General features: G+C 63.2%; 22 protein-coding genes. 12 read left to right on the forward strand and 10 right to left on the reverse strand.

The annotated features are described in order from the left end of the window. Window positions 1–976: thiamine pyrophosphate-dependent enzyme (locus tag ACOZKU_RS03995; protein WP_421577764.1), on the forward strand; the 976-nt coding region annotated here is incomplete at its 5' end. Between the two features lie 54 nt (window positions 977–1030). On the opposite strand, the gene ACOZKU_RS04000 is transcribed toward ACOZKU_RS03995, so the two are convergent. Beyond that, window positions 1031–1174 (reverse strand): hypothetical protein, encoded by a 144-nt coding sequence (locus ACOZKU_RS04000; protein ID WP_314085974.1) that lies wholly within the window; start codon window positions 1172–1174, stop codon window positions 1031–1033. Window positions 1175–1393: 219 nt separating this feature from the next. On the opposite strand from ACOZKU_RS04000, the gene ACOZKU_RS04005 reads away from it, so the two are divergent. Further along, window positions 1394–1714, forward strand: a complete 321-nt coding sequence (locus ACOZKU_RS04005) for a hypothetical protein (RefSeq protein WP_421577765.1) — start codon at window positions 1394–1396, stop codon at window positions 1712–1714. 282 nt (window positions 1715–1996) lie between these two features. Further along, window positions 1997–3112: an ABC transporter substrate-binding protein gene (locus ACOZKU_RS04010; protein ID WP_117371564.1), complete on the forward strand. Its 1116-nt coding sequence runs from the start codon at window positions 1997–1999 to the stop codon at window positions 3110–3112. Window positions 3113–3163: 51 nt separating this feature from the next. Here ACOZKU_RS04010 and ACOZKU_RS04015 read toward each other — a convergent pair whose 3' ends face one another. Genes ACOZKU_RS04015 through ACOZKU_RS04030 form a run of 4 tightly spaced genes read right to left on the reverse strand, consistent with a single transcriptional unit; the run spans window position 3164 to window position 6861 of the window. Further along, window positions 3164–3901 carry a ChbG/HpnK family deacetylase gene (locus ACOZKU_RS04015; protein WP_421577766.1) on the reverse strand — a complete coding sequence of 246 codons (738 nt, stop codon included), beginning with the start codon at window positions 3899–3901 and terminating at the stop codon, window positions 3164–3166. Window positions 3902–3908: 7 nt separating this feature from the next. Further along, window positions 3909–5420: a glycosyltransferase family 39 protein gene (locus ACOZKU_RS04020; protein ID WP_421577767.1), complete on the reverse strand. Its 1512-nt coding sequence runs from the start codon at window positions 5418–5420 to the stop codon at window positions 3909–3911. Continuing rightward, complete coding sequence (locus ACOZKU_RS04025; protein WP_421577768.1) at window positions 5417–6418, reverse strand: glycosyltransferase family 2 protein; 1002 nt, start codon at window positions 6416–6418, stop codon at window positions 5417–5419. The genes ACOZKU_RS04020 and ACOZKU_RS04025 overlap by 4 nt, the downstream gene beginning before the upstream one ends. After that, the gene (locus tag ACOZKU_RS04030; protein ID WP_421577769.1) at window positions 6415–6861 is read right to left on the reverse strand and encodes a GtrA family protein; all 447 of its coding nucleotides are present in this window, start codon (window positions 6859–6861) and stop codon (window positions 6415–6417) included. Before ACOZKU_RS04030 ends, ACOZKU_RS04025 begins: the two co-directional genes overlap by 4 nt. Window positions 6862–6995: 134 nt before the next feature. On the opposite strand from ACOZKU_RS04030, the gene ACOZKU_RS04035 reads away from it, so the two are divergent. Both ACOZKU_RS04035 and ACOZKU_RS04040 read left to right on the forward strand, forming a co-directional pair. Beyond that, entirely contained in the window at window positions 6996–7619 is a 624-nt protein-coding gene (locus tag ACOZKU_RS04035) for a thermonuclease family protein (protein WP_421577770.1), read from the forward strand. A 106-nt stretch (window positions 7620–7725) separates the two neighbouring features. Next, window positions 7726–7887: a hypothetical protein gene (locus ACOZKU_RS04040; RefSeq protein ID WP_313527591.1), complete on the forward strand. Its 162-nt coding sequence runs from the start codon at window positions 7726–7728 to the stop codon at window positions 7885–7887. Between the two features lie 68 nt (window positions 7888–7955). Here ACOZKU_RS04040 and ACOZKU_RS04045 read toward each other — a convergent pair whose 3' ends face one another. Further along, window positions 7956–8795 (reverse strand): fumarylacetoacetate hydrolase family protein, encoded by an 840-nt coding sequence (locus ACOZKU_RS04045; RefSeq protein ID WP_421577771.1) that lies wholly within the window; start codon window positions 8793–8795, stop codon window positions 7956–7958. Between the two features lie 128 nt (window positions 8796–8923). Here ACOZKU_RS04045 and ACOZKU_RS04050 point away from each other — a divergent pair, with 128 nt between their 5' ends. Beyond that, window positions 8924–9598: a GntR family transcriptional regulator gene (locus tag ACOZKU_RS04050; protein ID WP_421577772.1), complete on the forward strand. Its 675-nt coding sequence runs from the start codon at window positions 8924–8926 to the stop codon at window positions 9596–9598. A 63-nt stretch (window positions 9599–9661) separates the two neighbouring features. Here ACOZKU_RS04050 and ACOZKU_RS04055 read toward each other — a convergent pair whose 3' ends face one another. Then, window positions 9662–11086 (reverse strand): efflux transporter outer membrane subunit, encoded by a 1425-nt coding sequence (locus ACOZKU_RS04055; RefSeq protein WP_421577773.1) that lies wholly within the window; start codon window positions 11084–11086, stop codon window positions 9662–9664. Between the two features lie 652 nt (window positions 11087–11738). Here ACOZKU_RS04055 and ACOZKU_RS04060 point away from each other — a divergent pair. Then, the gene (locus ACOZKU_RS04060; protein ID WP_298101026.1) at window positions 11739–11954 is read left to right on the forward strand and encodes a hypothetical protein; all 216 of its coding nucleotides are present in this window, start codon (window positions 11739–11741) and stop codon (window positions 11952–11954) included. Window positions 11955–12111: 157 nt separating this feature from the next. Next, window positions 12112–13668: a VOC family protein gene (locus ACOZKU_RS04065; protein WP_421577774.1), complete on the forward strand. Its 1557-nt coding sequence runs from the start codon at window positions 12112–12114 to the stop codon at window positions 13666–13668. Window positions 13669–13728: 60 nt separating this feature from the next. Here the strand turns inward: ACOZKU_RS04065 and ACOZKU_RS04070 are convergent, their stop codons facing one another. From ACOZKU_RS04070 to ACOZKU_RS04080, 3 genes are all read right to left on the reverse strand, one after another. After that, window positions 13729–14286: an NADPH-dependent FMN reductase gene (locus ACOZKU_RS04070; protein ID WP_421577775.1), complete on the reverse strand. Its 558-nt coding sequence runs from the start codon at window positions 14284–14286 to the stop codon at window positions 13729–13731. A gap of 71 nt (window positions 14287–14357) precedes the next feature. Then, window positions 14358–15311 (reverse strand): ring-cleaving dioxygenase, encoded by a 954-nt coding sequence (locus ACOZKU_RS04075; RefSeq protein ID WP_421577776.1) that lies wholly within the window; start codon window positions 15309–15311, stop codon window positions 14358–14360. 231 nt (window positions 15312–15542) lie between these two features. Then, window positions 15543–15692: a hypothetical protein gene (locus ACOZKU_RS04080; RefSeq protein WP_421577777.1), complete on the reverse strand. Its 150-nt coding sequence runs from the start codon at window positions 15690–15692 to the stop codon at window positions 15543–15545. Between ACOZKU_RS04080 and ACOZKU_RS04085 the strand changes: the two genes are divergently transcribed. From ACOZKU_RS04085 to ACOZKU_RS04100, 4 genes are all read left to right on the forward strand, one after another. Continuing rightward, entirely contained in the window at window positions 15691–18015 is a 2325-nt protein-coding gene (locus tag ACOZKU_RS04085) for a methyl-accepting chemotaxis protein (RefSeq protein WP_421577778.1), read from the forward strand. The two genes, ACOZKU_RS04080 and ACOZKU_RS04085, sit on opposite strands and share 2 nt — an antisense overlap. A 552-nt stretch (window positions 18016–18567) precedes the next feature. Further along, window positions 18568–19638 carry an efflux RND transporter periplasmic adaptor subunit gene (locus tag ACOZKU_RS04090; RefSeq protein ID WP_421577779.1) on the forward strand — a complete coding sequence of 357 codons (1071 nt, stop codon included), beginning with the start codon at window positions 18568–18570 and terminating at the stop codon, window positions 19636–19638. Further along, the gene (locus tag ACOZKU_RS04095) at window positions 19635–20708 is read left to right on the forward strand and encodes an efflux RND transporter periplasmic adaptor subunit (protein ID WP_421577780.1); all 1074 of its coding nucleotides are present in this window, start codon (window positions 19635–19637) and stop codon (window positions 20706–20708) included. The genes ACOZKU_RS04090 and ACOZKU_RS04095 overlap by 4 nt, the downstream gene beginning before the upstream one ends. Continuing rightward, window positions 20705–23788, forward strand: coding sequence for an efflux RND transporter permease subunit (locus ACOZKU_RS04100; protein WP_421577781.1), 3084 nt, complete (start codon window positions 20705–20707; stop codon window positions 23786–23788). The genes ACOZKU_RS04095 and ACOZKU_RS04100 overlap by 4 nt, the downstream gene beginning before the upstream one ends. Window positions 23789–24067: the final 279 nt, after the last annotated feature.

Raw genomic sequence — 24067 nt, forward strand, 5'->3', positions numbered from 1 at the left:
GGCCAATGCGGCCGCCGAGATCACGGCGATTGCCGAAAAGCTCGATGCGCCCGTCTTCATGACGATCAACGGTCGCGGCATCCTGAAACCCGGCCATGCGCTGACGCTGACGGGCAATCTCAGCATGGAGCCGCTGCTGGCGGAACTTGCGGCCAGCGATGCCATCCTCGCCATCGGCACGGAGTTCGGGGAGACGGAAATGTATCCCGAGCCGAAGCCGCTCACCTTCGGCGGTCCGCTCATCCGCATCGACATCGACCCGGCGCAGATCGTCACGGGCCTGCGCGCCGACATGCCGATCGCCGCCGATGCGAAACTGGCCGCCACGGCGCTCAATGCCGCGCTCGGCGAAGCACGAAAGGCCGGTGACGGCGCTTTCCGCTCCAAGGCGGTTCGCGAGAAGGTCGATGCCGGCCTCTGGCCAGCCTGCCGCACGCATCGGCGGCTCATGGAGATCATCAGCAAGACCTTGCCGGATGCCACGGTGGCAGGCGACCAGACGGAACCGGTCTATGCCGTCAACCAGTTCTATCAGGCGCCGCAGGTTCGCTCCTTCTTCAACTCGTCGACCGGCTACGGCACGCTGGGCTACGGCCTGCCGGCGGCCTTCGGCGCCAAGCTCGGCGCGCCCCATCGTCCGTCCGTCTGCCTGATCGGCGATGGCGGGTTGCAATTCTCGGTGCAGGAGCTTGCCAGCGCTGTCGAGGCGGGTATCGCCACCGCCGTGGTGATCTGGAACAACACGAGCTACGGCGAGATCAAGGCGTTCATGGCGGAGCGCGACATCCCGCAGATCGGCGTCGATATCTTCACGCCCGACTTCGTGGGGCTTGCCAAGGCACTCGGCTGCGAAGCGTCCCGGCCGGGGTCGATTGCCGAACTCGAGGCCGAACTGGCGGCATCGGTCACCCGCACGGTGCCAACCGTCATCGAAATCATTGCGGGGTCGGGAATGGCCGACGCTTTGGAGAGATAGGGAAATGCCGGGCCGCCTATAACCGGGACGGCGTGGTCTTACTACCGAAATCCCTTATTCGGCCGGCGTTTTGGCGACAGCCTCCACGCTCACGGCAGAAGGTCCTTCCTGTGAGGTGAAGAGCGCCATGCTCAGGATCGAGCCGAAAATGACGATGAAGGTCGCGAGCAGGCACAGGCCGATGAGGTTCGTTCGCATGAATTAGTCTCTTGTGAAAGGAGCGTTCCATAACGGTCAGATGTCATGGACATAATCGTGACGCGATAATCAATAAATCGCCCGTTTGTTCCCCATCCGTCTCCTATGGTGCTGGTATTGCCTTAGGCGTAACTTGCTTTCCGTGAGGATGGAACATTGCCTCCACATGGGGTGTTCTTCGAACCATGCGGACTTGACCGCGTCAAAGAGGAGATATCCATGTTTACCAAATTCACCACAATTGCCGCCGCTGCCACCCTGATCGGTTTTTCTGCTTTCGCCCAGACCAGCAGCGGCGACACCGCAGGTACGACCAACGCCGGCGACCAGGCGCAGATGCAGATGGACGATGCCACCGCCAACGTCTTCTACAGCGACATGAAGGCCCGCACGCTGCGTCCTGAAACCGAATGGTCGAAGAACTGGGCCGGTCTGAGCGACGAGCAGCGCGCCAAGATGAAGTCGGACTGCTCGACGAACGGTGCCACGGCACGCAGCGAAGGCGACACCCGCGTCTGCGAATGGGCCGGCAATAACTAATTGGCATCACGAAACGATGAAAAAGCCCCGCTTGTGCGGGGCTTTTTTATGGGCTGAAAATCGCTGCAAGTGTTTCTGGCTGGCACGTGATCGAAGGGATTGTCGCGGTGACGATGTGGTTGGTCGCCTTCCAAGCTTCTGGTCATTGCGGATTCCTGTCGCACGGGGGCTTGCTACCGGCCTGCGGGAGTGGTTCGAATACTGGCCGCTCTTTTTGCAAAGGGTCGGGATTTCATTTTGGGAGAAGCCCGCACCAAGGCGGGCGAAAAGGGAGTTGAGACGATGCGAAAGATTCTGATCCTCGGCACGGCGCTCGGCCTGCTCATGGGCACCGCCGCGCGGGCGGACGACATTACCTTTGCCGTTGCCGGTCCGCTGACCGGCCCGCTCGCGACGATCGGCGACCAGTTCAAGCAGGGCGCGCAGGCCGCCGCCGACGCCATCAATGCCAAGGGCGGCGTGATGGGCAAGCAGATCAAGCTGCAGTTCGAAGACGACCAGTGCGATCCCAAGCAGGCCGTTTCGGTGGCGAACCGCATTGCGGCTGCCGGCATCAAGTTCGTCGATGGCCACGCCTGCTCGGGTTCGAGCATCCCGGCTTCGGCCGTCTATGCCGAAAACGGCACGCTGATGATGAGCCCGGCGTCGTCGAACCCAGTCATGACGGACGATGCCGCGGCCAAGGGCTGGACGAACATCATGCGCCTCTACACGCGCGACGACGCGCAGGGCGCCTTCATCGGCCCTTGGATCGCCAAGCAATATGCCGGCAAGAACGTCGCCGTGCTGCATGACAAGACGGCCTATGGCCAGGGCGTCGCGGATGCGGTGCGCGCGACGATGAACGCCAATGGCCTCAAGGAAGTGCTGGCGGAAGGCATCAATGCCGGCGAGAAGGATTACAACGCCCTCGTCACCAAGCTGAAGGATGCCAAGGTCGACGTCGTCTATTTCGGCGGTTACCATCCGGAGGCCGGCCTTATCCTGCGCCAGGCGGCCGAGCAGGCTTACAAGTTCCAGCTGATCATGCCGGATTCCATCGCCTCGCCGGAATTCTGGCAGGTGGCCGGCCCGGCCGGCGAAGGCACGCTGTTCGTCTTCCCGTCCGACCCGCAGGCCAAGCCTGAGGCGAAGGAAGCCGTCGCGAAGATCCAGGCCGGCGGTTTCAAGCCGGAAGGCTTCACGCTGTTCTCCTACGCCGTCATCCAGGCCTTCGCCCAGGGCATCGAGCGTGCCGGCTCGGATGATCCGACCGAAGTCGCCAAGGCGCTGAAAGACGGCAAGTCGATCGACACCGTCGTCGGAACGGTCACTTTCGACGAGAAGGGCGACCTGAAGGACGCGAGCTACGACATCAACCGCTGGAGCAACGGCAACTACGCGCCGATCGCGCAGTAAGCCTTTCTGGCCCGACGATAACGGAAGGGCCCGGCCACGTGCCGGGCCTTTTCACGCCGAGAGGATGACGGCTTCGACCCGACGGCTTTCGGCGGTATGGCCGGGGCATTGCACGGGGTCGGTGGCCGAGCCGGGATGCACCATCATGAGGCTATCCGCCGGGGTGGCCTCGAGCAGGCGCGGTAGCCAGCGGGCCACTTGACCGGCATCGTCGAGGCGCAGGAAGCCGGAGAAATCGTGGTTCGTCGCCCAGCCGGCCTTGCGAAAGGTTCGCGCCGCCCGGGCCGCGAGCGCGGCGATCAGCAGAACCTTCGGACCGCCCGCGCGAACATTCAGCGTGAGGCGGGAGAGCGTTGCAGGCAGCGGGACGCGAATCCAGGTTTCCGTGCTATGCGGTAGTGCTGCGGCGCTGGCATCGAGACCGGGCAGGCAGTGGCAGTGCTGGTGTCCGTCATAGTAATCGGGCAGAAAGCCGAAGACGGTCTGGAATGCTTCCGTCTGCCGTTGGAATTCATGCCTGATGTCTTCAGGCACACCACCGGAAAGGCAGGCGCGGAGCAGGCGGCCGATGCCGCGATGGGCACCTTTCTCCGAGAAATCGTGCGTGACATTGAGGTGAAGCCCCACCTGCGCGCCGTGATTGCGCAAGAGGCGGAGCCGCTCGATGTCTGCGGGCGTAATTCCTCCGTCGATCATCACCGACGTGCCGTCCAGCCGGCGGCGCTCGATCAGGTCCAGAATGACCCGATCGTGCTCCCGCCCCAGGCCGAAATCGTCGGCGATCCGCATTGTGTCCTCACTCCGCCGATATGTAGACGACCGCCAGTTCGAAATCGATCCGCTTGGGATAACGGAACCCTGAACGATGTACCGTCAGAATCTTCGATTCCGCCTTGAGGCCGTTTTCTGCGGCCCAGGCGATTGTTTCGTTCATGCAGGCCGTCTTGACTTTGCCCGGCAAGGCCAGGGAGCAGAGTACGACGCCGGCTTCGCTTTTCCAGCTTGCGCGCGGCGGATAATAGCCGGGCAGCCGGTCGGGCAGTGCCGGCAGTGCCTCGATCTCTTCCGGTGACAGCAGGGCAATATTGGCGGCATCGTTACCCGAGGCGATCCATGCCAGCGGCTGGGTGTGTTCGCCCTTCCAGGTCTCGATGATCGCCTGTGCGCTTTCTTCCCAGGGCGTATATTGCTCAGTGTTGCCCTTCACGCTCGCCACGACGCCGAAAACGATGCCGCCGATGATCATGAGCGGCCAGATGAAGCGGAAGGCGGCGACGATCTTGGTGCCGTTCGTTTCCAGCAGCGGCGCCTCGGCATTGCGTACGAGATAGAGCGTGAAGGCAAAGCCGATCGGGATTGCCCAGGGCGTGGAAAGAACCGCGAGGCCGATGACTGCGAAGCCGAGCGTGGTAAGCCACGGTCCGATGGCAACGAACGACAGCATGCTGTTGCCTGCCGGGCGCTTCAACAATTTACCGAAACGCCGCAGCGGCGAGCCGCCGACAAGGAAGAGCACGGCAACGATCAGCGGCACCGGCCAATAGAAGAAGGGAGAGACCGCGAATTTTGCAATGTAGTAGATCGCCTCCTTCAACCCGTCGCCATTGCCTTGTTCGCTTGCATAAGCCACGGCTTCCCGGTGTTGGAGCAGCCAATGGAGATGCGGCAAGAGGGTCAGCACGAAGGCGGTGAGAGCAATCCAGGGAACGGCGGTGAACCAGAGATGCCGTCGTGCGGATGTGAAGGTGCTCGCGAAAAGCGGTATGAGCAGCACGACGGAATAATATTTGCTGAGGATCGATATGGCGGCGAGGGCGCCAAAGAGCAGGGCAAAGAGGTTTCTGCGGCCACCTTCCGACGTCGTCACGCGCACGAACGCCCACGCCGTCCATGGCCAGGTGGCGAGGCAGATGGAGTTCATGTTGAGCTTGTTGCTCAGTGTCAGATAGGGCAGCGCCAGGACGCACAGGGCAAGCGCTATCGCGATGTGCCGCTCTTCGAATTTCAATGCGCGCGCGAGAGCCCGGATGCCGAACAGCGCCACCGCAAGATTGACCGCAGAGAGCAGATAGAAGGATGCCACGCTCTGCGGCGCAACCATGAACCACAGCTTCGCCATCCAGGGCAGGAACTGCGGGTGCTTGCTGGATCCGAGAAGCCAGTGCTGCGACCAGGCATAGACCTCGGCCATATCGCCGTAGCCGTCGAGCACGGTTTTTGCGGCGATGGTCATCAGCCACCACACCAGGGTATGGATCAGAATGAAGGGCGTCGTCCTGGTGAAGAATGCGTCTTTGCCTGTCGTCATGGAGAAGCCCGATTGCCCGTCGCCTTGTCACCGGCGATCTCTGGATTTGCAGTAAGTGTGATGTCTTGTGCCAAGAGGTAGGCGGGACGGCGTTTCGCTTCGAGGACGGTTTTTCCGATATATTCCCCAAGCAGTCCGAGGAAGATCATCTGGATGCCGCCGAAGAAGGCAACGAGCGCAAGCACCGAGGAAATGCCGATGCCGCTCGACATGAAGAACAGGCGCTCGATGACGATGTAGAGGCCGTAAAGCGCACTGAGACCGGCAATGACGAGGCCAGCCACGCCCATCAGCCGCAGCGGGGCGGTGGTGAAGCTGGTCATCGCATCGAACGAGAGAGCCACGAGGCGCCAGGCGTTGAAGCTGGAAACGCCGTGCTGGCGCGGTGGCGGCGTCATGGGCACGCCGCGCTGCTGGAAACCGACCCAGCCGTAAAGCCCTTTCATGAAGCGTTCGCTTTCCGGCAGCTGGCGCAAAGCATTGGCGAAGCGCCGGCTGATCAGCCGGAAGTCGCCGGCATTCTGCGTGATGTCGAAGCGGGTACCGCGGTTGATGATCCAGTAGAAGCCGCCGGTCAGCGCGGATTTGAGCCAGCCCTCGGAAGCGCGGCGGTCCTCCTTGTAGGCATAAACGCTGTCGGTGCCTTCCGCCCGCCAGATGCGCACGAGATCGAGGACCAGTTCCGGCGGATGCTGAAGGTCGGCGTCCATCATCACGATCGCATCGACATCCGCTGCCGCTTCGATGCCGGCGGAGAGAGCGGCTTCCTTGCCGAAATTGCGGGAGAACTGCAGCAGGCGCACGGACCTGCCCTGGAAGTCGGTTCGGGCGAGCAGGTCGAAGCTGCCATCGCGGCTGCCGTCGTCGATGAAGACATAGGAGGTCGTCACACCGTGCTCGTCCGAAAGGCGGCCGGCGATGAGGTTCAGCCTCTCCACGAGGGCCGTCAGGTTTTCCGCCTCGTTATAGATCGGGACGACGATCGCGATGGTGCTCATTCGCTTCCCTTCAGGAAGATCAACATGGACGAGACGGCGAAATTGAACACCGAGACGATGACGATGACGACGGCAAGGGCGATGGGAACCGAAACGCCGGCAAGAACGAAAGCGTGCAGCAGAAGGGCGCGCAGAGCATAGACCACGATGGCCAGCAGCAGGAAACGGATGTAGCGCCGCCGCCAGCCCGACTTGCTGCCGGGAAAGGTGATCTTCTCATGATAGGCGAAGACGACCGAGGCGCTGACGGCCATGGAGAGCGCGAGCGCCACGCTGGGCGAGATACCCAGAAAGGAAATCAGGAGCAGCGTCGCGACATAATCGATCGCCGCCCCGATGAGCGAGCCGCCCCCGAAGGTGAGAAAGCGCTTTGCCAGCGATATGTAGGGCGTGAGTGCTGCCATCGTCTGCGAAAAGGCACCGTCGCGTGCGCGATCGGCCAATGAATGGCTTCTTACAGCATTCGGGGTGGATTGCCATGGCCTCCTGTGGACGGCGGCGCGTTCGGCGTGTCGGATGCGTTTCGGTAACCATATCTTCAAGAGATCGTCGCACTGTCCTGCCCAGGAGATCGGGTATGGCGAAGAAGACGACGAGACGGAAGAAGACGACGGGTGCGAAGCGGGCGTCGCCCGCGGCGCGGCATGGCGGCATGGCGCATTGGTATGTGCTGGGTGCGGCGGTGATCGGCGGCATCGTCTATATGGATTATCGCGGACCGGGACCGGAGCCTGCGGCGACCGGCATTCGCACGGCCTCCATCGAGCGCGCGGAAAAGAAGGTTGAGCGCGAGATGGTGCAGGCCAAGCCGAAGCAGCGGCCCTCACAGCTCGAGGAGCTGGCGGTGCCGGCTGCGGAAAAGCTGCCGGCCTTCTCCGGAAAATGGTTCATCTGCACGACGCAGACCGATTATTGCGTGCTCGACGGCAGCACGATCCTCTATGCCGGCCGTAGGGTGCGGCTTGCCGATATCGACGCGCCTTCCATTGCGGAGGCGAAATGCGATGCGGAGCGCTCACGCGGCGGCGATGCGAAGCTGCGCTTGCGGGAAATCCTGAGCGAGGGCGATGTCTCGCTCGTCGCGGCCAAGGGCGAGGGACGGCATTTCGTGATGCGCGGCGGCCGGTCGATCGGCCAGCGGCTCGTTCAGGAGGGCTTTGCCCGGTCGTGGACGGGACGGCATCAATCCTGGTGCGGCTGACATTCTTTCTTGCGAACGCTGTGTCTTTCCGGCACAAGCCATGCGCAAGCCTGCGTCGCTATGGTTTCCGTTACCGGGATGGTGCCGGCTGAAAAAGGACAATGATATGTCGAACGACCTCGAGCGCTACAGCGATCCCGACAATGCGACGGTCGCGCTTTTCCTCCTCGAAAACGATGCGGACGAACTGACGGATATTCTGGTGGCTGCACTGGATGAAGCCTTCCGCATTCTCGATGACCAGGCGTCGCCCGCCACTTTCCACTGATTGTCGGCCACCGATCGCCAAGACGAAAGAGGGCCCTTGAGGCCCCTCTCGCTTTTTAAGGTTGCCGCTCAGCCGGCGGCCACGACCTGGCGCTGCGTGCCGAGACCCGCAATGGAGACTTCCATGCGGTCGCCGGGCTTCAGGTAACGCGGCGGCTTCATACCCATGCCGACGCCGGGCGGCGTGCCCGTCGTGATGACGTCGCCGGGCTCCAGGATCATGAACTGCGAAATGTAGTGCACGAGGAACGGCACCTTGAACACCATGGTGCTCGACGAACCGTTCTGCACCAGCTCACCGTTGACGCTCAGCGTCATCGCAAGATCGGATGTATCCACTTCGTCTTCCGTCACCAGCCAGGGGCCGATCGGGCCGAAGGTCGGGCAGCCCTTGCCCTTGGTCCACTGGCCGCCACGCTCGATCTGGTAGGCGCGCTCGGAAATATCGTTGCAGACGCAGTAGCCGGCCACGTAGTTCAGCGCATCGTCTTCCGAGACATAGGAAGCGCGCTCGCCGATGACGACCGCAAGCTCGACTTCCCAGTCGGTCTTTTCCGAGCCGCGCGGGATGAGGATCGTGTCGTCCGGGCCGCCGATGCAGGAGGGGGCCTTGTTGAACAGCACGGGCTCGGCCGGCACCGCCATGCCGCTTTCGGCGGCGTGGTCGGCATAGTTCAGGCCGACGGCGATGAAATTGCCGACGCGGCCGACACAGGCACCGTAGCGGCTGCCTTCCGGCGCAAGCGGCAGGCTTGTCGGATCAAGTGCGCGCAGGCGCTCCCGGCCGGTGCGGCTTAGCACATCGCCGGAAATATCAGCCACGACGCCCGAGAGGTCGCGGATTTTGCCATCCGCGTCGATCAATCCGGGCTTTTCCGCGCCCGCCGCGCCAAAGCGCACCAGTTTCATGCTGTCCTCCATTCAAATGCCGGCCTTCTTGGCCGGTGTGACCGATTTCGGTTGCGGGCACCATCTATCCGGTTTTACATGGAGTCAACGATTTTCGAAAATCCACTCAATTTTATAAGTGAGGCAACATGGAGCAGAAGCGCACGAGTGGCCGCACGCTGGCAGGCGATGCCTATGATGCGATCCGTCAGGCGATCGGCGAGGGGGCCTTCAAGCCGGGCGACCGGTTACGCTTTGCCGACCTCCAAGCTCTCTGCAATATGAGCGTGACCCCAGTGCGTGAAGCATTGGCGCGATTGACGGCGGAAGGGTTCACGGTGCTGGACGACCATCGCGGCTACAGCGTCGCGCCCCTGTCGCTGAACGAACTGCGCGATGTCACGGCGACGCGCCAGCTCTGCGAGGGCGAGGCGCTCAGGCTGTCGGTGCTGAAGGGCGATGCAGACTGGGAGGCAAGGTTGATTGCCGCGCACCACCTGATGGCGCGCATCCCGCAGGTACGGGACGATCTTCCCTCGGCCATGCGCGAGGATTGGGAGGCGCGGCATGGGACCTTCCATGCGGCGCTGGTCTCGGCCTGCGGCTCGCCGAGCCTGCTGGAGATCTGTGAGAAGCTGTTTTCGCGGGCGGACCGCTACCGGCGCCTGTCCGTCAGCCTTGATGGCGGGGCGCGGGATGTCGCCGGCGAACACCGCCGGCTGATGGAGCTTGCGCTGGGGCGCGATGCGGAAGGGGCGGCACGGGCCCTTCGCGAGCACTACGGCCAGACGGCCGCAGCGCTCGAAGGGTTCTTTTCAGTCTAGTTTCCTGTTTTACGCAACTCCGGACGCAAAACCGCTTCGCACTTTTGCTGGAATTGCTCCAGCTTACTTTGTGGCCACGACGGCCGGGGTGCCGATGGCCGAGCCGCCGCCGATGGCGACGTTCAGAGAGACATAGTCGCGGGCGAGCTGGCGGATCGCCGAAGCGAGCGACAGGCGGGCCGTTGCGACGTTGCGCTCGGCATCGAGCACGTCGAGAATGGTGCTGGCGCCGCCGCGATAGCTTTCGCGGGCGAGGTTCAGCGTCTGCTCGTAGGAATTCACGACCTTGCGCAGGGCGGCGACCGTCTGGCCGTCGCGGATCAGCGCGGTCTGGGCGTTTTCCACTTCCTCGACAGCATTCAGCACCGTCGACTTCCAGGTCAGGTACTGCTGCTCGGCTTCCGAGCGGGCGATCTTGACCTGCGCCTTGAGCGCGCCGCCGTTGAAGATCGGCAGCGAGAGCGACGGGCCGAAGGACCAGCTGGAAAGGCTGCCGGCCACCGGATTGAAGTTGCGCGATGCGCCGATCGAGCCGCCGAGCTCGATGCTCGGATAGAGATCGGCTTCCGCAACGCCGATCGATGCCGTCGCGGCCTGCAGGCGGCGTTCGGCTGCGCGGATGTCTGGACGGTTGCGGATCAGGTCAGCCGGAACGCCGGTGCGGGTGGCGTAACGCGGCATCGGCTGCGACGAGCCCTTGATCAGGCTGGACGTGATCGTGGCGGCGGGAACGCCGAGCAGGGTCGCGATGTGGTTGGCCGACTGGTGGAAGCCGGTTTCCAGCGCCGGGAGGTCGGCGAGCGTCTGGTTGACGAGGCCTTCGGTCTGCAGCACGTCGAGACTGGAGGCGGCGCCTGCTTCCTTGATCTCGTTGGTCAGCTTCAGGCTTTCGCGACGCGACTGAAGGTTCTTGCGCGAGAGCGCCAAGGCTTCCTGATAGTAGCGCGCATTGACGTAGCTCGACACGAGGTCCGAGAGATAGGCGAGGCGCGCCACATTGACGTCGTCATAGGCAGCGTCGAGCGAAGCGTTGGCGGCTTCCTTCTGGCGGCGGTACTGGCCGAAGAAATCGAGCAGCCAGGAAGCGCTGAGGCCAGCATTGATGGATTTTGATTCGGAATGATCGCTGTCGGTGGTGCGGCGCAGATAGCTGCCGTCCCGACCACTTACGGTACCATCGGCCGATGCGCCGAGGCTCGGCAGGGCGCCGGCACCGGCGACGATGACGTTCGCCTCGGCCGCGTCGATGCGCTGCAGCGCCTGCAGAACCGTCAGGTTTTCGTTCATGCCCTGATGGACGAGCGCGTTGAGGCGCTTGTCGCGGAAGGATTCCCACCACGGATTGAGCGTTACATTGTCGGCGCTCGCGGATTTGCTCTCCGAGAATTTGGCCGGGAGTGCCGTTTCAGGCTTCTGGTAGTCGGGTCCGACAACGCAGCCTGAAAGGAGGAGCATGCTCAGGGGGAAAAGCGTCCTGGTGAAATTCATGATCATATCCTGCCGGCCTTACGCCACACTTAACGGAACATATTTGCGATTCACTCTTTATTCATGTTTGGACCGCAGATCGAGTCCCTGACAAAAAAAGAATGGTCCCACAGCGTTTTTTCCCCGCTTCCGTGAACGGGTGTGTCCGTCGCGCAACTGGAGCATTTGCCTGGAGTAGTGAAGTCTGCTCGCTGCACGAAAGCGGCTGTTTCATGCTGCGCTGCAAGGTTGCGTCACGGTATTTCCCAGGGATGCCCCTCTTCGCGACATATTTTCCTGAAAAATGCTGCGAGAGCGAACATTATTTTGCGATTCGAATTGTCACACAAATCCGGCAGCAATTTATTCCAAAATTCTACGGATTCCATTGACATCGGGAGGAGATCCTATTATGTGTTGCAGCATCGCATGAGGGCCGCATGCGTTTTGTTTCGGTCCATCCCTGACGCGTCATTTTCCAGCGTCAGCGCCAGCCAGAGGGAGTGTGACATGTTCCATATCAACTACATCGCCTCCGCGTGTGTGGCGTGCTCCTGTCGTGAAACGATTACCGGGAAAACGTCGACGCTCCGTCGAATGTAATCTGAAATTCCCTCTTCGATTTTAGCGCAAATGAAAATTGGCTGTGCCTCGGGGTGCGGCAGGAGTTGTTATGCAAAAGCAGGTTATCGAAATCGGCGGAGAAGCTCTGGGCGTTGTCGTTCCCGATCAGGATCGGCTGAAGTTCATGGCTGTCAAATATTCCGTATGGGATCTGGATTCCCAGCGTTTTTCCTCGGCAGACGAGGTGCGCGCGGCGATCCGGCGTCTTCTCAACGATCCGTCCGCCGCCCAGCGGGCGATGAACCCGGCCAATGTAGCGGCCTAAGCCCGAATTCTGATGAACCGGCACCGTTTCGTGCTGGTTGACGACGGGCCTTGCTTTGCGCAGGGCCCGTTTCTTTTTGTGAACAATCCATTCACCGGACGCCGGCTGGCGCGGGATGCGGATTTTTGGTTGGGTATCTCTCGAAAGGAGGTGCCCCATGCAGAGCGGCATCCATCACATCACGGGGATTACCCGGAAAATCCAGGCGAACGTCGATTTCTACGCGGGCTTCCTGGGCCTGAAACTCGTCAAGCGCACGGCCGGCTTCGAAGACGCCGATCAGCTCCACCTTTTCTATGGCGACGCGGCCGCCAGCCCCGGTTCACTGGTCACCTTTCTGGCCTGGGAGGATGGTTCTCCCGGCCGGGTGGGTCTTGGCCAGCCCGCCGAGATCGCCTTCGCCATCCGGCCGGAAGCGATCGGCTTCTGGCTGACGCGTGCCTTGACGAAGAACATCGCCATGAGCGGTCCCGCGCAGGAGTTCGGCGAGCCCGTGCTCCGGCTGAAAGACCCCGATGGCATCATCGTCAAGCTGGTCGGTGAGGCGGGCGTGAAAGGCCCGGCGCCGCATGTCACGAAGGAGATCACGGCCGCGGATGCCATCCAACGCATCCGCGGTGCGACGATCTTCTCGGAGAAGCCGGCGGAGACGGCAGCATTCATCGGCAGCTATTTCGGTTTCCGTGCGGTCGCCGCGGCGAACAGCATCACGCGGCTGGCCGGTGAGGCCGGGGATATACTCGATATCCGCAATGCCAGCGGTTTCTGGACGTCGGCGCCCGGCACGGGGACGATCGACCATATCGCGCTGCGTGCGCCGGATCGGGAGGCCGTCGAGGCCGTTGCCGAAAGGCTGGCGGCGGAGGATGCGGGCGACATGAACATGCACGACCGCACTTACTTCTACTCGCTCTATGTTCGCGAACCCGGTGGCTCGCTTGTCGAATATGCGACCGACGGCCCCGGCATGACGATCGATGAAACCCCGGAGACGCTGGGCACCACGCTCTTCGTCCCAAAACATTTCGGCGCAGATCCGGCGGATGTCCGGGCGCGCCTTCCGCAGTTTTCCTTGCCAGGAGAAGAAAGAATGACCGAACGAGACCTGCCTTTCATTCACCGGGTACATCGCCCGGAAACCCCTGATGGCACCGCGATCGTGCTGTTGCATGGCACGGGCGGCAACGAGACAAGCCTCCTGCCGTTTGGCGCGCGATTGGCGCCGAATGCTGTGTTGCTCAGCCCGCGCGGCCGCAGCGCGGATGAAGGCTACCCGCGTTTCTTCCGCCGAATCACCGCGACGACCTTCGATCAGAAGGACATTGTCGGCGAGGCGGAGGCTTTTGCGGCCTTCATGGACGGGGCAAATGCCGCTTACGGGCTCGACCCGGCAAAAACGTTGTTCGTCGGCTATTCCAACGGCGCGAACATGATCGGCGCCGTCATGCTGCTGCATCCCGGCATCATCCGCAATGCGGTGCTGCTGCGCGGCATGAATGTCCTTGAAAACGCGCCGGTCGCCGATCTTTCCGGCGCCAACGTGCTGATGGTCTCGGGCCAGTCGGACCCCTACGGCCGATTTGCCGGGGAACTCGAGGCGCTGCTCAAGGCATCGGGTGCGACGGTCGAAAGCAAAATGCTGGCTGCCGGCCATGATATCGGCACGGCCGACCTCGAACTGGCCAGGGCCTACAAGGAGCGCATCATCGGCTGAAGCGGGCGACGGCAAAAAAAGGGGGCGCACCCAAGGTGCGCCCCCTTTTGTGTCGCTGGATTATCGCGTGTAGTGCGCCACGAAGGCCGCGAAGCCGGAAACGAAATCGCGCAGCTTCTTGTCCGTCGCGTCATCGACGATCTTGCCATCCGCGATGACCGAGCTGGCGCGCGAAACCATCAGCTTGGCGCCGAACCACGGCACCGTGCCGAGCGTGCGCATGATCGGCAGCCAGGCCTCCTGCGAGAGCAGCGTGCCGAAATTGCCGGGCGAGGCGCCGGTGATGGCGAAGGGTTTGTTGCCGAAGACGCGGGCGATATCGGAGGAGGGGCGGCTCATCCAGTCGATGGCGTTCTTGAAGACGCCGGGAATGCCGTTGTTGTATTCCGGCGTGAAGAGAATGACACCATCGGCATCGGCGACGAGATCCTTCAGGCGCGTCACGGAATCCGGGATGCCTTCCGCAGTTTCGACGTCGCCGTCATAAAGCGGAATGCCGTGGATCGAGCCCTCGACGAATTCGACGCCTTCGGGCGCCATGGTCAGTGCGGCATGCAGGAGCGCGGTGTTGAAGGAGCCCTTGCGCAGGCTGCCCGAGATGAGGACCAGTTTCGTCATGTCGTTTCTCCGTTTTCAGACATCAAAAACCCCGGCGGAAGGTTTGTCACGCCGGGGTTTTGGCTAGGGGGTTAAACGAGCGGCTTCAGCCTGGCCTCGATCTGCGCGCGGCGCGGCTCCAGGAAGGGCGGCAGCGACAGGCTTTCGCCGAGCGTCTCCATCGGTTCGTCCACGGCAAAGCCGGGGCCGTCGGTGGCGATCTCGAACAGGATGCCGTTCGGCTCGCGGAAATAGAGCGAGCGGAAGTAGAAGCGCTCGACCTCGCCGCTGGAAGGCAGGCGGAAGCCGCGCAGGCGCTCCGTCCACTCATGCAACGCCTCGACATCGGGAGCGCGGAAGGCGACATGGTGCACGGCGCCTGCACCCTGGTGGGCGGCCGGCAGGTTTGGCTCGACGGCGACATGCAGCTCGGCTGCCGGGCCGCCATCACCCATCGAGAAGACATGCACGTCGCCTTCGCCATCCGGGTTCGGATAGGTCGAGGTCTGCGTCATGTTCATCACATGGACGAGCACCGTTTCCGTGTTGCGGATGTCGGGTACGCTGAGCGTGATCGGGCCGAGGCCCTTGATCTGGTGCTCGCCAGGGACCGAGCTCTTTTCCCAGGGGTTGGAGGGTGCGCCGGCATTGTCGACCGTCAGGCGGAAGCGCTGGCCTTCGTCGTCCTCGAAGTCGAGCGTGGCGCGGCCGCCGATCTCTCTTATGTCGCCGACCTTGACCTTCTCCTCGGCAAAACGGGCCTTCCACCATTCGAGCGTGGCAAGCGTGGCGACGCGCAGGCCCGTGCGGGAAACGCTGTGCGTGCCGCGCCGCTCATGGCCGACCGGCCAGTCGAAGAAAGTGAGGTCGGAGCCGGGCGAGGCAAGTCCATCGGCATAAAAGAGATGGTAGGCGCTGGTATCGTCCTGGTTCACGGTCTTCTTGACGAGGCGCAGGCCGAGGGTCTGGGTATAAAAGCGCAGATTCTCCGCCGCATTCGCGGTGATCGCGGTCAGATGGTGGATGCCGGTAAGCTGAAGGGTCATGGCAAACTCCTCCCCGGAAGCGTCCGGGATGTTCGTGCGGTCCCGCCGTCGGGGCCGTCTGTTGAAGCGAATATCGCCCCTTGCCCGCGCTGCCGGAAGACCGGGGGTGGCGAACGGATTGTTCACTTTTCTTGAACGATCGGCACTTCTCGCCAGGGATCGTATGCGCACCGTGCTGTTCAGTCGTCTCGGCAACAGCGTTTTACACGCCTGTTCTGTTCCCACCGGCGTTCATTCGAATTTTATCGATTCATAAACCAGCATGCACTTACGCTGCCCGCCTGCGAAATGATTTCGTCCCTGTTTCGCCGCGCCGCCGGCATGTCCCGCAATTTCTGAGTCATTGCCGGTGCGTTCCGCGCCCTTCAGGAGACGTTTCATGCTGCCCAAGACTGCGACTGCCCGAAACATGTTCGCCATTGTGGCGGCCGGTGTCGCCACGACCGTGGCGACGGCGGGCGTTCTGCTCTGGCTCTCTTACCATGCGGTGCAGGAGCGCTCGGTTTCCGAGATGGTCAATGCGGCACAGGCGAGCGCCGGCAAGGTGGAGACGACCTTCGCCGGGGTGAAGGCGCTGAGCTGGAACATGCGCTCCGTGCTCTTTGCAATGAAAAAGGATGAGGTGCCGAGCCGCGAGACGTTCAACGCGATGATGGATCGGCTGCTGACGGAAAACCCGATCGCTGTCGGCGTCTATACCGCTTGGGAGCCGAACGCCTTCGACGGCAAGGACGCCGACTATAGCGGCAAGCCCGGCCATGATGCGAGCGGCCGCTACATTCCCTACACGATCCGGGCGAATGGCGGCACGACGATCGAGGCGCTGGTCGATTACGACAAGCCGGGTCCGGGCGATTATTATCAGGTGCCGAAGAGCACCGGCAAGGATTACCTCGCCGAGCCCTATCAGTATAATGTCGGCGGAAAGGACACGATGATGACGTCCTTCGTGGTGCCGCTGCTGTTCGACGGCACCTTCAAGGGCATGACCGGGACCGACATTGCGCTCGATGCGCTCGCAGCCGATATCGCCAAGCTGAAGCCGCTCGGCGAAGGCTATGTCGCGCTCTTGAGCGCTGGCGGCAGCGTCATCAGCCATCCGGACAAGGCGGCACTCGGCAAGCCGCTGAAGGATTCCGGTCTCGATGCGGCGGCCTGGCAGCAGCTGATCGACAATCCGGGCAAGGCGTTCGAGCTGACGGACGCTGGCGGGGTCGCCTCCATGGCGGTTGCCGTACCGGTCAATATCAATCCCGGCTCTGTCTGGTTCGCCGTCGTCTCTGTGCCGAAATCCGTTCTGTTTGCCAGCCTTTCGACGCTTGCCGTCACGTCGATCATCGTCATCGCAGTCGCGACCGGCCTGATGATCGTCGTCGGCTGGCTGCTCGCCACGCGGTTCCGCAAGCGCCTCGCCACCGTCATCTCCGCCACCAGTGAAATCGCTCGTGGCCGCACGGATGTCGATCTCTCCGAATCCGAGCGTCAGGACGAAATCGGCGAAATGGCCCGGTCTTTGGCCGTGCTGCGCGATGCGACGCTGGCCAAGATCCGTCTTGAGGGTGAGGCGGAGCAAAACCGCGCGCTCTCGGAAGACGAACGCCGCCAGCGGGCCGAAGAGACGGCTGAGCGCGAACGCCAGACGCGCCACGCCGTCGAGGCGCTGGCCGATGGTCTGCAGCGGCTGGCCGATGGCGACATGACCCACCGCATCGACAGCGCCTTTGCCGGTTCGCTCGACGAGGTGCGTCAGGATTTCAATGCGTCCGTCGAGAAGCTGCAGGCCGCACTCCGTTCGGTCGGCGGCAATGCCAACGCCATTCAGGCGGGCTCGGCGGAAATCCGCTCGGCCTCGGACGATCTCGCCAAACGCACCGAGCAGCAGGCGGCGTCCGTCGAAGAGACGGCGGCGGCTCTGGAAGAAATCACCACCTCGCTCAAGGATGCCACCAAGCGGGCGGAAGACGCCGGCCGGCTGGTCGAGCGCACCCGTATGGGCGCCGAAAAGTCGGGCGAGGTCGTGCGCCGCGCCGTCACGGCGATGAGCGGTATTGAGACGTCCTCGCGTGAAATCTCCAACATCATCGGCGTGATCGACGAGATCGCCTTCCAGACAAACCTGCTGGCGCTGAATGCCGGCGTCGAAGCAGCGCGCGCGGGCGAAGCCGGCAAGGGCTTTGCAGTCGTGGCGCAGGAAGTGCGTGAACTCGCCCAGCGTTCGGCCAATGCCGCCAAGGAGATCAAGGCGCTCATCACCAAGTCGGGCGAGCAGGTCAATCTCGGCGTGACGCTGGTGGGCGAAACCGGCTCGGCGCTGACGGAAATCGTCGATCAGGTGCAGGAAATCGACCAGAACGTCGCCGCCATCGTGCGCTCGGCCCGCGAACAGTCGACGGGCCTGCACGAGATCAGCGCTGCGGTGAACGCGATCGACCAGGGCACGCAGAAGAACGCCGCCATGGTCGAGGAGCAGACGGCGGCAAGCCATGCGCTCGCGACCGAGGCCTCGGCGCTCAACACGCTGCTGGCGCAGTTCCGTCTCGGAACCGGCGCCACCGCGTCGCGTCCCGTTGCGGCTTCGGCGGCCGAGCATCGTCCGGCCGCCTCCGGTGCGCGGGCGCTCGGCAACAAGCTGACCCGCGCCTTCGGCGGCGGTCAGGCCGCGACCGCCAGCGCGGCGGCGGCACAGGACTGGGAAGAATTCTGAGATTTCCCCTGGGGCTGAGGGGAAGGGCGGTCCGGTGACGGGCCGCCTTTTTGTTTTGCGGGAGAGCCGCGCAAATTTTGTGCTTTGCCCAGGAATTGCACAGGTTGTGACGATTGCTTTTCGGGCTAACTGATTTAGAAATTTCTTTAGTAATATGAAATCATTTTTTGAATCGGAATTTTATTCGATTGGCACGCTTCCTGCTTACTTCTCGACAGGTCCAGAGGGGACCGAAGAGAAGCGTCCAACGAATGATGCTCCGATAAAGCCGCCGGGCTGCCCGCAGAAACCAGCAAGGTTTCGAGGCAGCCGGCGGCTTTGTTGTTTCGCCACGGTGTCGTCTTCCAACCACTACCGTATGCTAGGCTGCTGAAAAATATGATTTATTATATTTTCCTGTCGCCGCGCCTTGCCGGTTGGCTTTTCTCATGAACTTCGCCACACTCGGACACGGCTGGCGCAACGCTTGATGGTGCTGGGCTTGCCAGTCTGATCTTCGCGATATAATGAGGACCCATATTAAATGGGGTTTCTGCAAAGCTGGAGACGACGATGACCCGATCAGGCAGAATGATGCTGGCGGCCCTTTTGCTGTCTGCCACCGCCTTGCCGGCCTGGGCCGATGGCATGGCGCGGCCGGTGCGCATCGCGCCGGTGCATTTCGAGGAACGCGAGCAATCGGTCACCATCACGGGTGAGGTCGTCGCACGGGTGGAAACCGATCTCTCCTTCCGCGTCGGCGGCCGCATCATCGGCTGGTTCGTCGATGTCGGCAGCACGGTGAAGGAAGGCCAGGTCCTTGCCCGGCTCGACCCCGAGGAGCAGAAGGCGGATGTCGAGGCGGCGGAAGCCGGAGTGCGCGCGGCAGACGCCCAGCTCAAGCTCGCCCGCGCCAATTTCGACCGCCAGAAATCCCTCCTGAATGACGGCATTAGCACACGGCGGGATTTCGACGACGCCGAAACGGCCCTGCGCACCGCCGAGAGCGCCCGAGAATCGGCGATCGCACAGCGCGACACCGCCAAAGATGTGCTCTCTTATACGGAGCTGCGGGCGCCGACGGACGGCATCGTCACTGCACGTCTTGCCGAGACCGGGCAAGTGGCGCAGGCGGCGCAGACCATGTTCACCATCGCCGATACCGGCCCGCGCGACGCCGTCTTCGACGTCTATGAATCGCTGTTCTTCGCCCAGCCGGCCAAGGACGGCGTGATCGTCACCCTGCTCAGCGATGACAAGGTGCGCACGACGGGCCACGTGCGCGAGGTCTCGCCGACCATCGACACGCAGACCGGCACGGTGCGTGTGAAGATCGCCATGGACCATACGCCGCCGGAAATGACGCTTGGCGCGTCGGTCGTCGGTGTCGGGGCGCTTGCGCCGCGCCGCGTGGCCGTCGTGCCGTGGCAGGCGCTGTCGGGCATCGATGGGAAACCGGCGCTGTGGGTGGTCGACAAGGCGAAGAACACGGTCAGCCTTCGCCCCGTCCAGGTGCTGTCCTTCGAAACCGGCTCGGCGCTGGTTCTCGACGGTGTCGAGGAGGGCGAGACCTATGTCGCCGACGGCACCAAGCTTTTGCGCCCCGGCCAGACCGTGACTACCCTCGAAGGAGCCGCCCAATGAGGACGCCCGTTCCGCTCGCCTTTGCGCTCGCCGCCGCTCTGGCGCTCTCCGCTTGCAAGAAGGAAGAAGAGGCCGCCGCGCCGCCGCGGCCCGTGCTCTCCGTTGTCGTGACGCCGACCGCACTGCCCGGCACGCGCTTTGCCGGCACGGTGCAGGCGAAGGTTCAGGCGGCGCTCGGCTCGCGCGTCGCCGGCCGGCTCGTGTCGCGTTCCGTGCATGTCGGCGATCTCGTGACGAAGGGCGATGTGCTCGCCGTGCTCGATGCGACCGCCTATGAACTCGCCGTCCGCTCGGCACGCGCGGAGCTTTCCAGCGCGGAGGCCACACTTGCGAGCGCCGTCGCCAGCGAGGAGCGGCAAAAGACGCTGCTGCAATCCAACGCCGCCGCCAAAGCAGCCGTTGAAAGCGCTGAGCAATCGCGGGAGGCGGCCGATGCCGGGCTCATCCGGGCGCGTACCGCCCTGGTGAAGGCGGAGGAGCAGCTCTCCTATACGCGCATCGAGGCCGAATTCGACGGCGTGGTCGTCGCAACGGGCGCCGAGGTCGGCCAGACCGTTTCGCCGGGCGAGGCCATCGTCACGGTCGCCCGTCCGGAAGAGCGCGATGCCGTCGTCGATATTCCCGAAACGGCGGAAACGATCGCGATGGGAAGCCGCTTCACGGTGTCGCTGCAGATCAACCCCGATATCACCGTCAAGGGCAAGGTGCGCGAGGTCGCGCCGTCGGCGGATGCCGTCACGCGCACGCGCCGGGTGAAGATCGCCCTGGAAAATCCGCCAGATACGGTGCGGCTCGGCACGACGATCACGGCGGAACTGGAAGGACCGAACCTGACCGCGATCATGGTGCCGGAGACATCCGTGTTGGAAAAGGACGGCAAGGCGCATGTCTGGCTGGTCGATGCGGCCAAGGGCGAGGTGCATCTCGCCGCCATCGAGACGGGCGCCGTCGCCGGCCGCTATGTGGCGGTGGCCAAGGGGCTGAAGGATGGCGACCGCGTCGTCACCGCCGGGGTGCACAGCCTCGAAGAAGGCCAGAAAGTGAAGATCGAAGACGAGGCAAGCCTATGAAGACGTTCAACCTTTCCGACTGGGCGCTCGAACACGCATCGCTTGTCTGGTACTTCATGATCGTCTTCGCGCTGCTCGGCTTTTTCACCTACCAGAATCTCGGCCGCGAAGAGGATCCGTCCTTCGTCATCAAGACGATGACGATCAGCGCCGCCTGGCCCGGCGCCTCGGTGGAAGAGACGACGCGGCAGGTGACCGAGCGCATCGAACGCAAGCTGGAGGAGCTGGAATCGCTCGATTTCAGCCGCAGCGTCACGACGGCGGGTCAGACACTGGTCTTCGTCAACCTGAAGCCGACGACGCGCGCCCGCGACGTGCCCGGCACCTGGCTGACGGTGCGCAACATGATCAACGACATCCGGGGTCAGTTCCCTTCAGGCGTCGTCGGTCCGGCTTTCAACGACCGCTTCGGCGATGTCTTCGGCAATATCTATGCCTTCACCGCCGACGGCCTGACGCCGCGCCAGCTGCGCGACTATGTCGAGGATGCCCGCACCCGCATCCTCACAGTGCCGAATGTCGGCAAGGTCGATCTGGTCGGTGCGCAGGACGAGGTGATCTATCTCGAATTCTCGACCCGTCAGCTTGCGGCGCTGGGCATCTCCACCCAGCAGGTCGTCTCGACCTTGCAGGCGCAGAATGCCATCGCGCCTTCCGGCGTGGTGCAGGCCGGCGGCGAGCGCGTCAGCGTGCGCGTCGGCGGACAGTTCTCCTCCGAAGCGAGCCTGCGCGACGTCAATCTGCGGGTCAACAACCGCTTCTTCCGCCTGAGCGACATCGCCACCATCACCCGCGGTTATGAGGACCCGCCGTCCAGTCTCTTCCGCTTCAACGGCGAGCCGGCGATCGGTCTTGCCATCGGCATGAAGCAGGGCGCCAACCTGCTCGAATTCGGCGCGAAGGTGGAGAAGGAGATCGAAATCCTCTCGCATGACCTGCCCGTCGGCGTCGATGTGCACCTCGTTTCCGATCAGCCGAAGGTCGTCGAGGAGGCGGTGTCGGGCTTCACGCAGGCGCTGTTCGAGGCGGTCGCCATCGTTCTCATCGTCAGCTTCGTCAGCCTCGGCATCCGCGCCGGCCTCGTCGTGGCGCTGTCGATCCCGCTGACGCTCGCGATCACCTTCGTCTTCATGTATTACGACGGCATATCGCTGCAGCGCGTCTCGCTTGGGGCCCTGATCATCGCGCTCGGCCTGCTCGTCGACGACGCCATGATCGCCGTCGAGATGATGGTGGCGCGGCTGGAGGCGGGCGACACGCTGCGCAAGGCGGCGACCTATGTCTATACCTCCACCGCCTTCCCGATGCTGACCGGCACGCTGGTGACGGTGGCGGGCTTCATTCCGATCGGCCTCAACAGCAGCGCGGCCGGTGAGTTCACCTTCAGCCTTTTCGTCGTCATCGCGATCTCGCTCGTCGTCTCCTGGGTGGTGGCGGTCATCTTCACGCCGCTGCTCGGCGTCACGATCCTGCCGAAGAGCATGAAGAGCCATCATGAGCAGAAGGGCTGGTTCGGCCGCACCTTCGCGCGCATCCTCGATGCCTGCATGCGCTGGAAGTGGACGACGATCGTCGCGACGGTGCTCATCTTCGTCGTCTCGGTCTTCGGTATGCGCTTCGTGCCGGAGCAGTTCTTCCCGTCCTCGGACCGTCCTGAGCTCGTCATCGACTGGGCGCTGCCGCAGAATGCCTCGATTGCCGAGACCAATGCGCAGATCGCCAAGTTCGAAGAGGAGAAGCTGAAGGGCAATCCGGATATCGAGCGCTGGTCGTCCTATGTCGGGGAAGGGGCCGTGCGCTTCCTGCTCTCCTTCGACGTGCAGCCGCCATCGCCGGCCTTCGGCCAGACGGTCATCGTCAGCAAGGACCTGGAGGCGCGTGATCGCCTGCGGGCCGACCTTCAGGACTATCTGCGCAAGACCTTCGTCGGCACCGACGCCCTGGTCAAGCTGCTCGATATCGGCCCGCCGGTGGGACGGCCGATCCAGTATCGCATCAGCGGCCCGGATATCCAGGAGGTGCGCAGCCAGGCGCTGGCCTTCGGCGAACTCCTCGGCAGGAACAACCGCCTTGGCGACATCGTCTATGACTGGAACGAGCCGGCGCGCGTCGTGAAGGTCGATGTTCTCCAGGACAAGGCCCGCCAGCTCGGTGTGACCTCGCAGGATATCGCCTCGGCGCTGAACGGCGTCACAGGCGGCACCACCGTCACCCAGATCCGCGATGACGTCTATCTGATCGACGTCATCGGCCGGGCGCGGGCGGTGGAGCGCGAATCCATCGAGACCCTACGCCAGCTCCAGCTGCCGACGGCAAACGGCACCTCGGTACCGCTCGCCGCCGTGGCGAATTTCCGCTACGAAATGGAGCAGCCCGTCGTCTGGCGCCGCTCGCGCCAGCCCACCATTACCGTCAAGGCGAGCATCACGGGCGGCGTACAGCCGGCGACGATCGTCTCGCAGATGGACAAGGATGTCGCGAGCTTCCGCGACACGCTGCCCTCCGGCTACCAGATCACGGTCGGCGGTTCGGTGGAAGAAAGCGCCAACAGCCAGGCGCCGATCGTTGCGGTCGTGCCGCTGATGCTGTTTGCCATGGCCACCATCCTGATGCTGCAATTGCAGAGCTTCTCGCGGCTGTTCCTCGTCTTCGCAGTGGCGCCGCTGGCATTGATCGGAGTGGTCATAGCACTGCTCGGCAGCGGCGCGCCGCTCGGCTTCGTGGCGATCCTTGGGGTGTTGGCGCTGATCGGTATTCTCATCCGCAACTCGGTCATCCTTGTGGTTCAGATCGAGGACCTGCGTCGGGAGGGCATGCATGCCTGGAATGCCGTGCGCGAGGCGACGGAGCACCGCATGCGGCCGATCATGCTGACGGCGGCGGCGGCGAGCCTGGCGCTCATCCCCATTTCGCGCGAAGTGTTCTGGGGGCCGATGGCCTATGCCATGATGGGCGGCATCATCGTCGGCACGGTGTTGACGCTGCTCTTCCTGCCGGCGCTCTATATTGCCTGGTTCCGCATCAAGCCGGAAGAACGGCAGGAGCCCGTAGCTGAGTCGGTGCCGGCCGAAGCCTCATAACGCTCTCTCAATTTCGCCCACATCCCTCGACAGGGTCGGGCAAGGCACGGTTCCGAAAAGGGGCCGTGCCTTGAGCACTGCCGATTCCTCTTGATAAGCCTGCCGCCAGCTTGCTGGTCTTTGCTGTCGGTGAGGAGCGGTTGCGTTCTTTTTGTCGCACCCCCCGTTAAAAAGCCGGTGGAAAAAGTTGATTTTGAACACAAACAGGCAAGGCCGCTTTTCAGGCCGTAACGAATGTGCAAGGGATTTGCTCCATGGTGTCGGCGGGGGCCGTGTGGG

This window comes from Shinella sp. M31 (assembly GCF_049199205.1).
GTDB lineage: Bacteria > Pseudomonadota > Alphaproteobacteria > Rhizobiales > Rhizobiaceae > Shinella.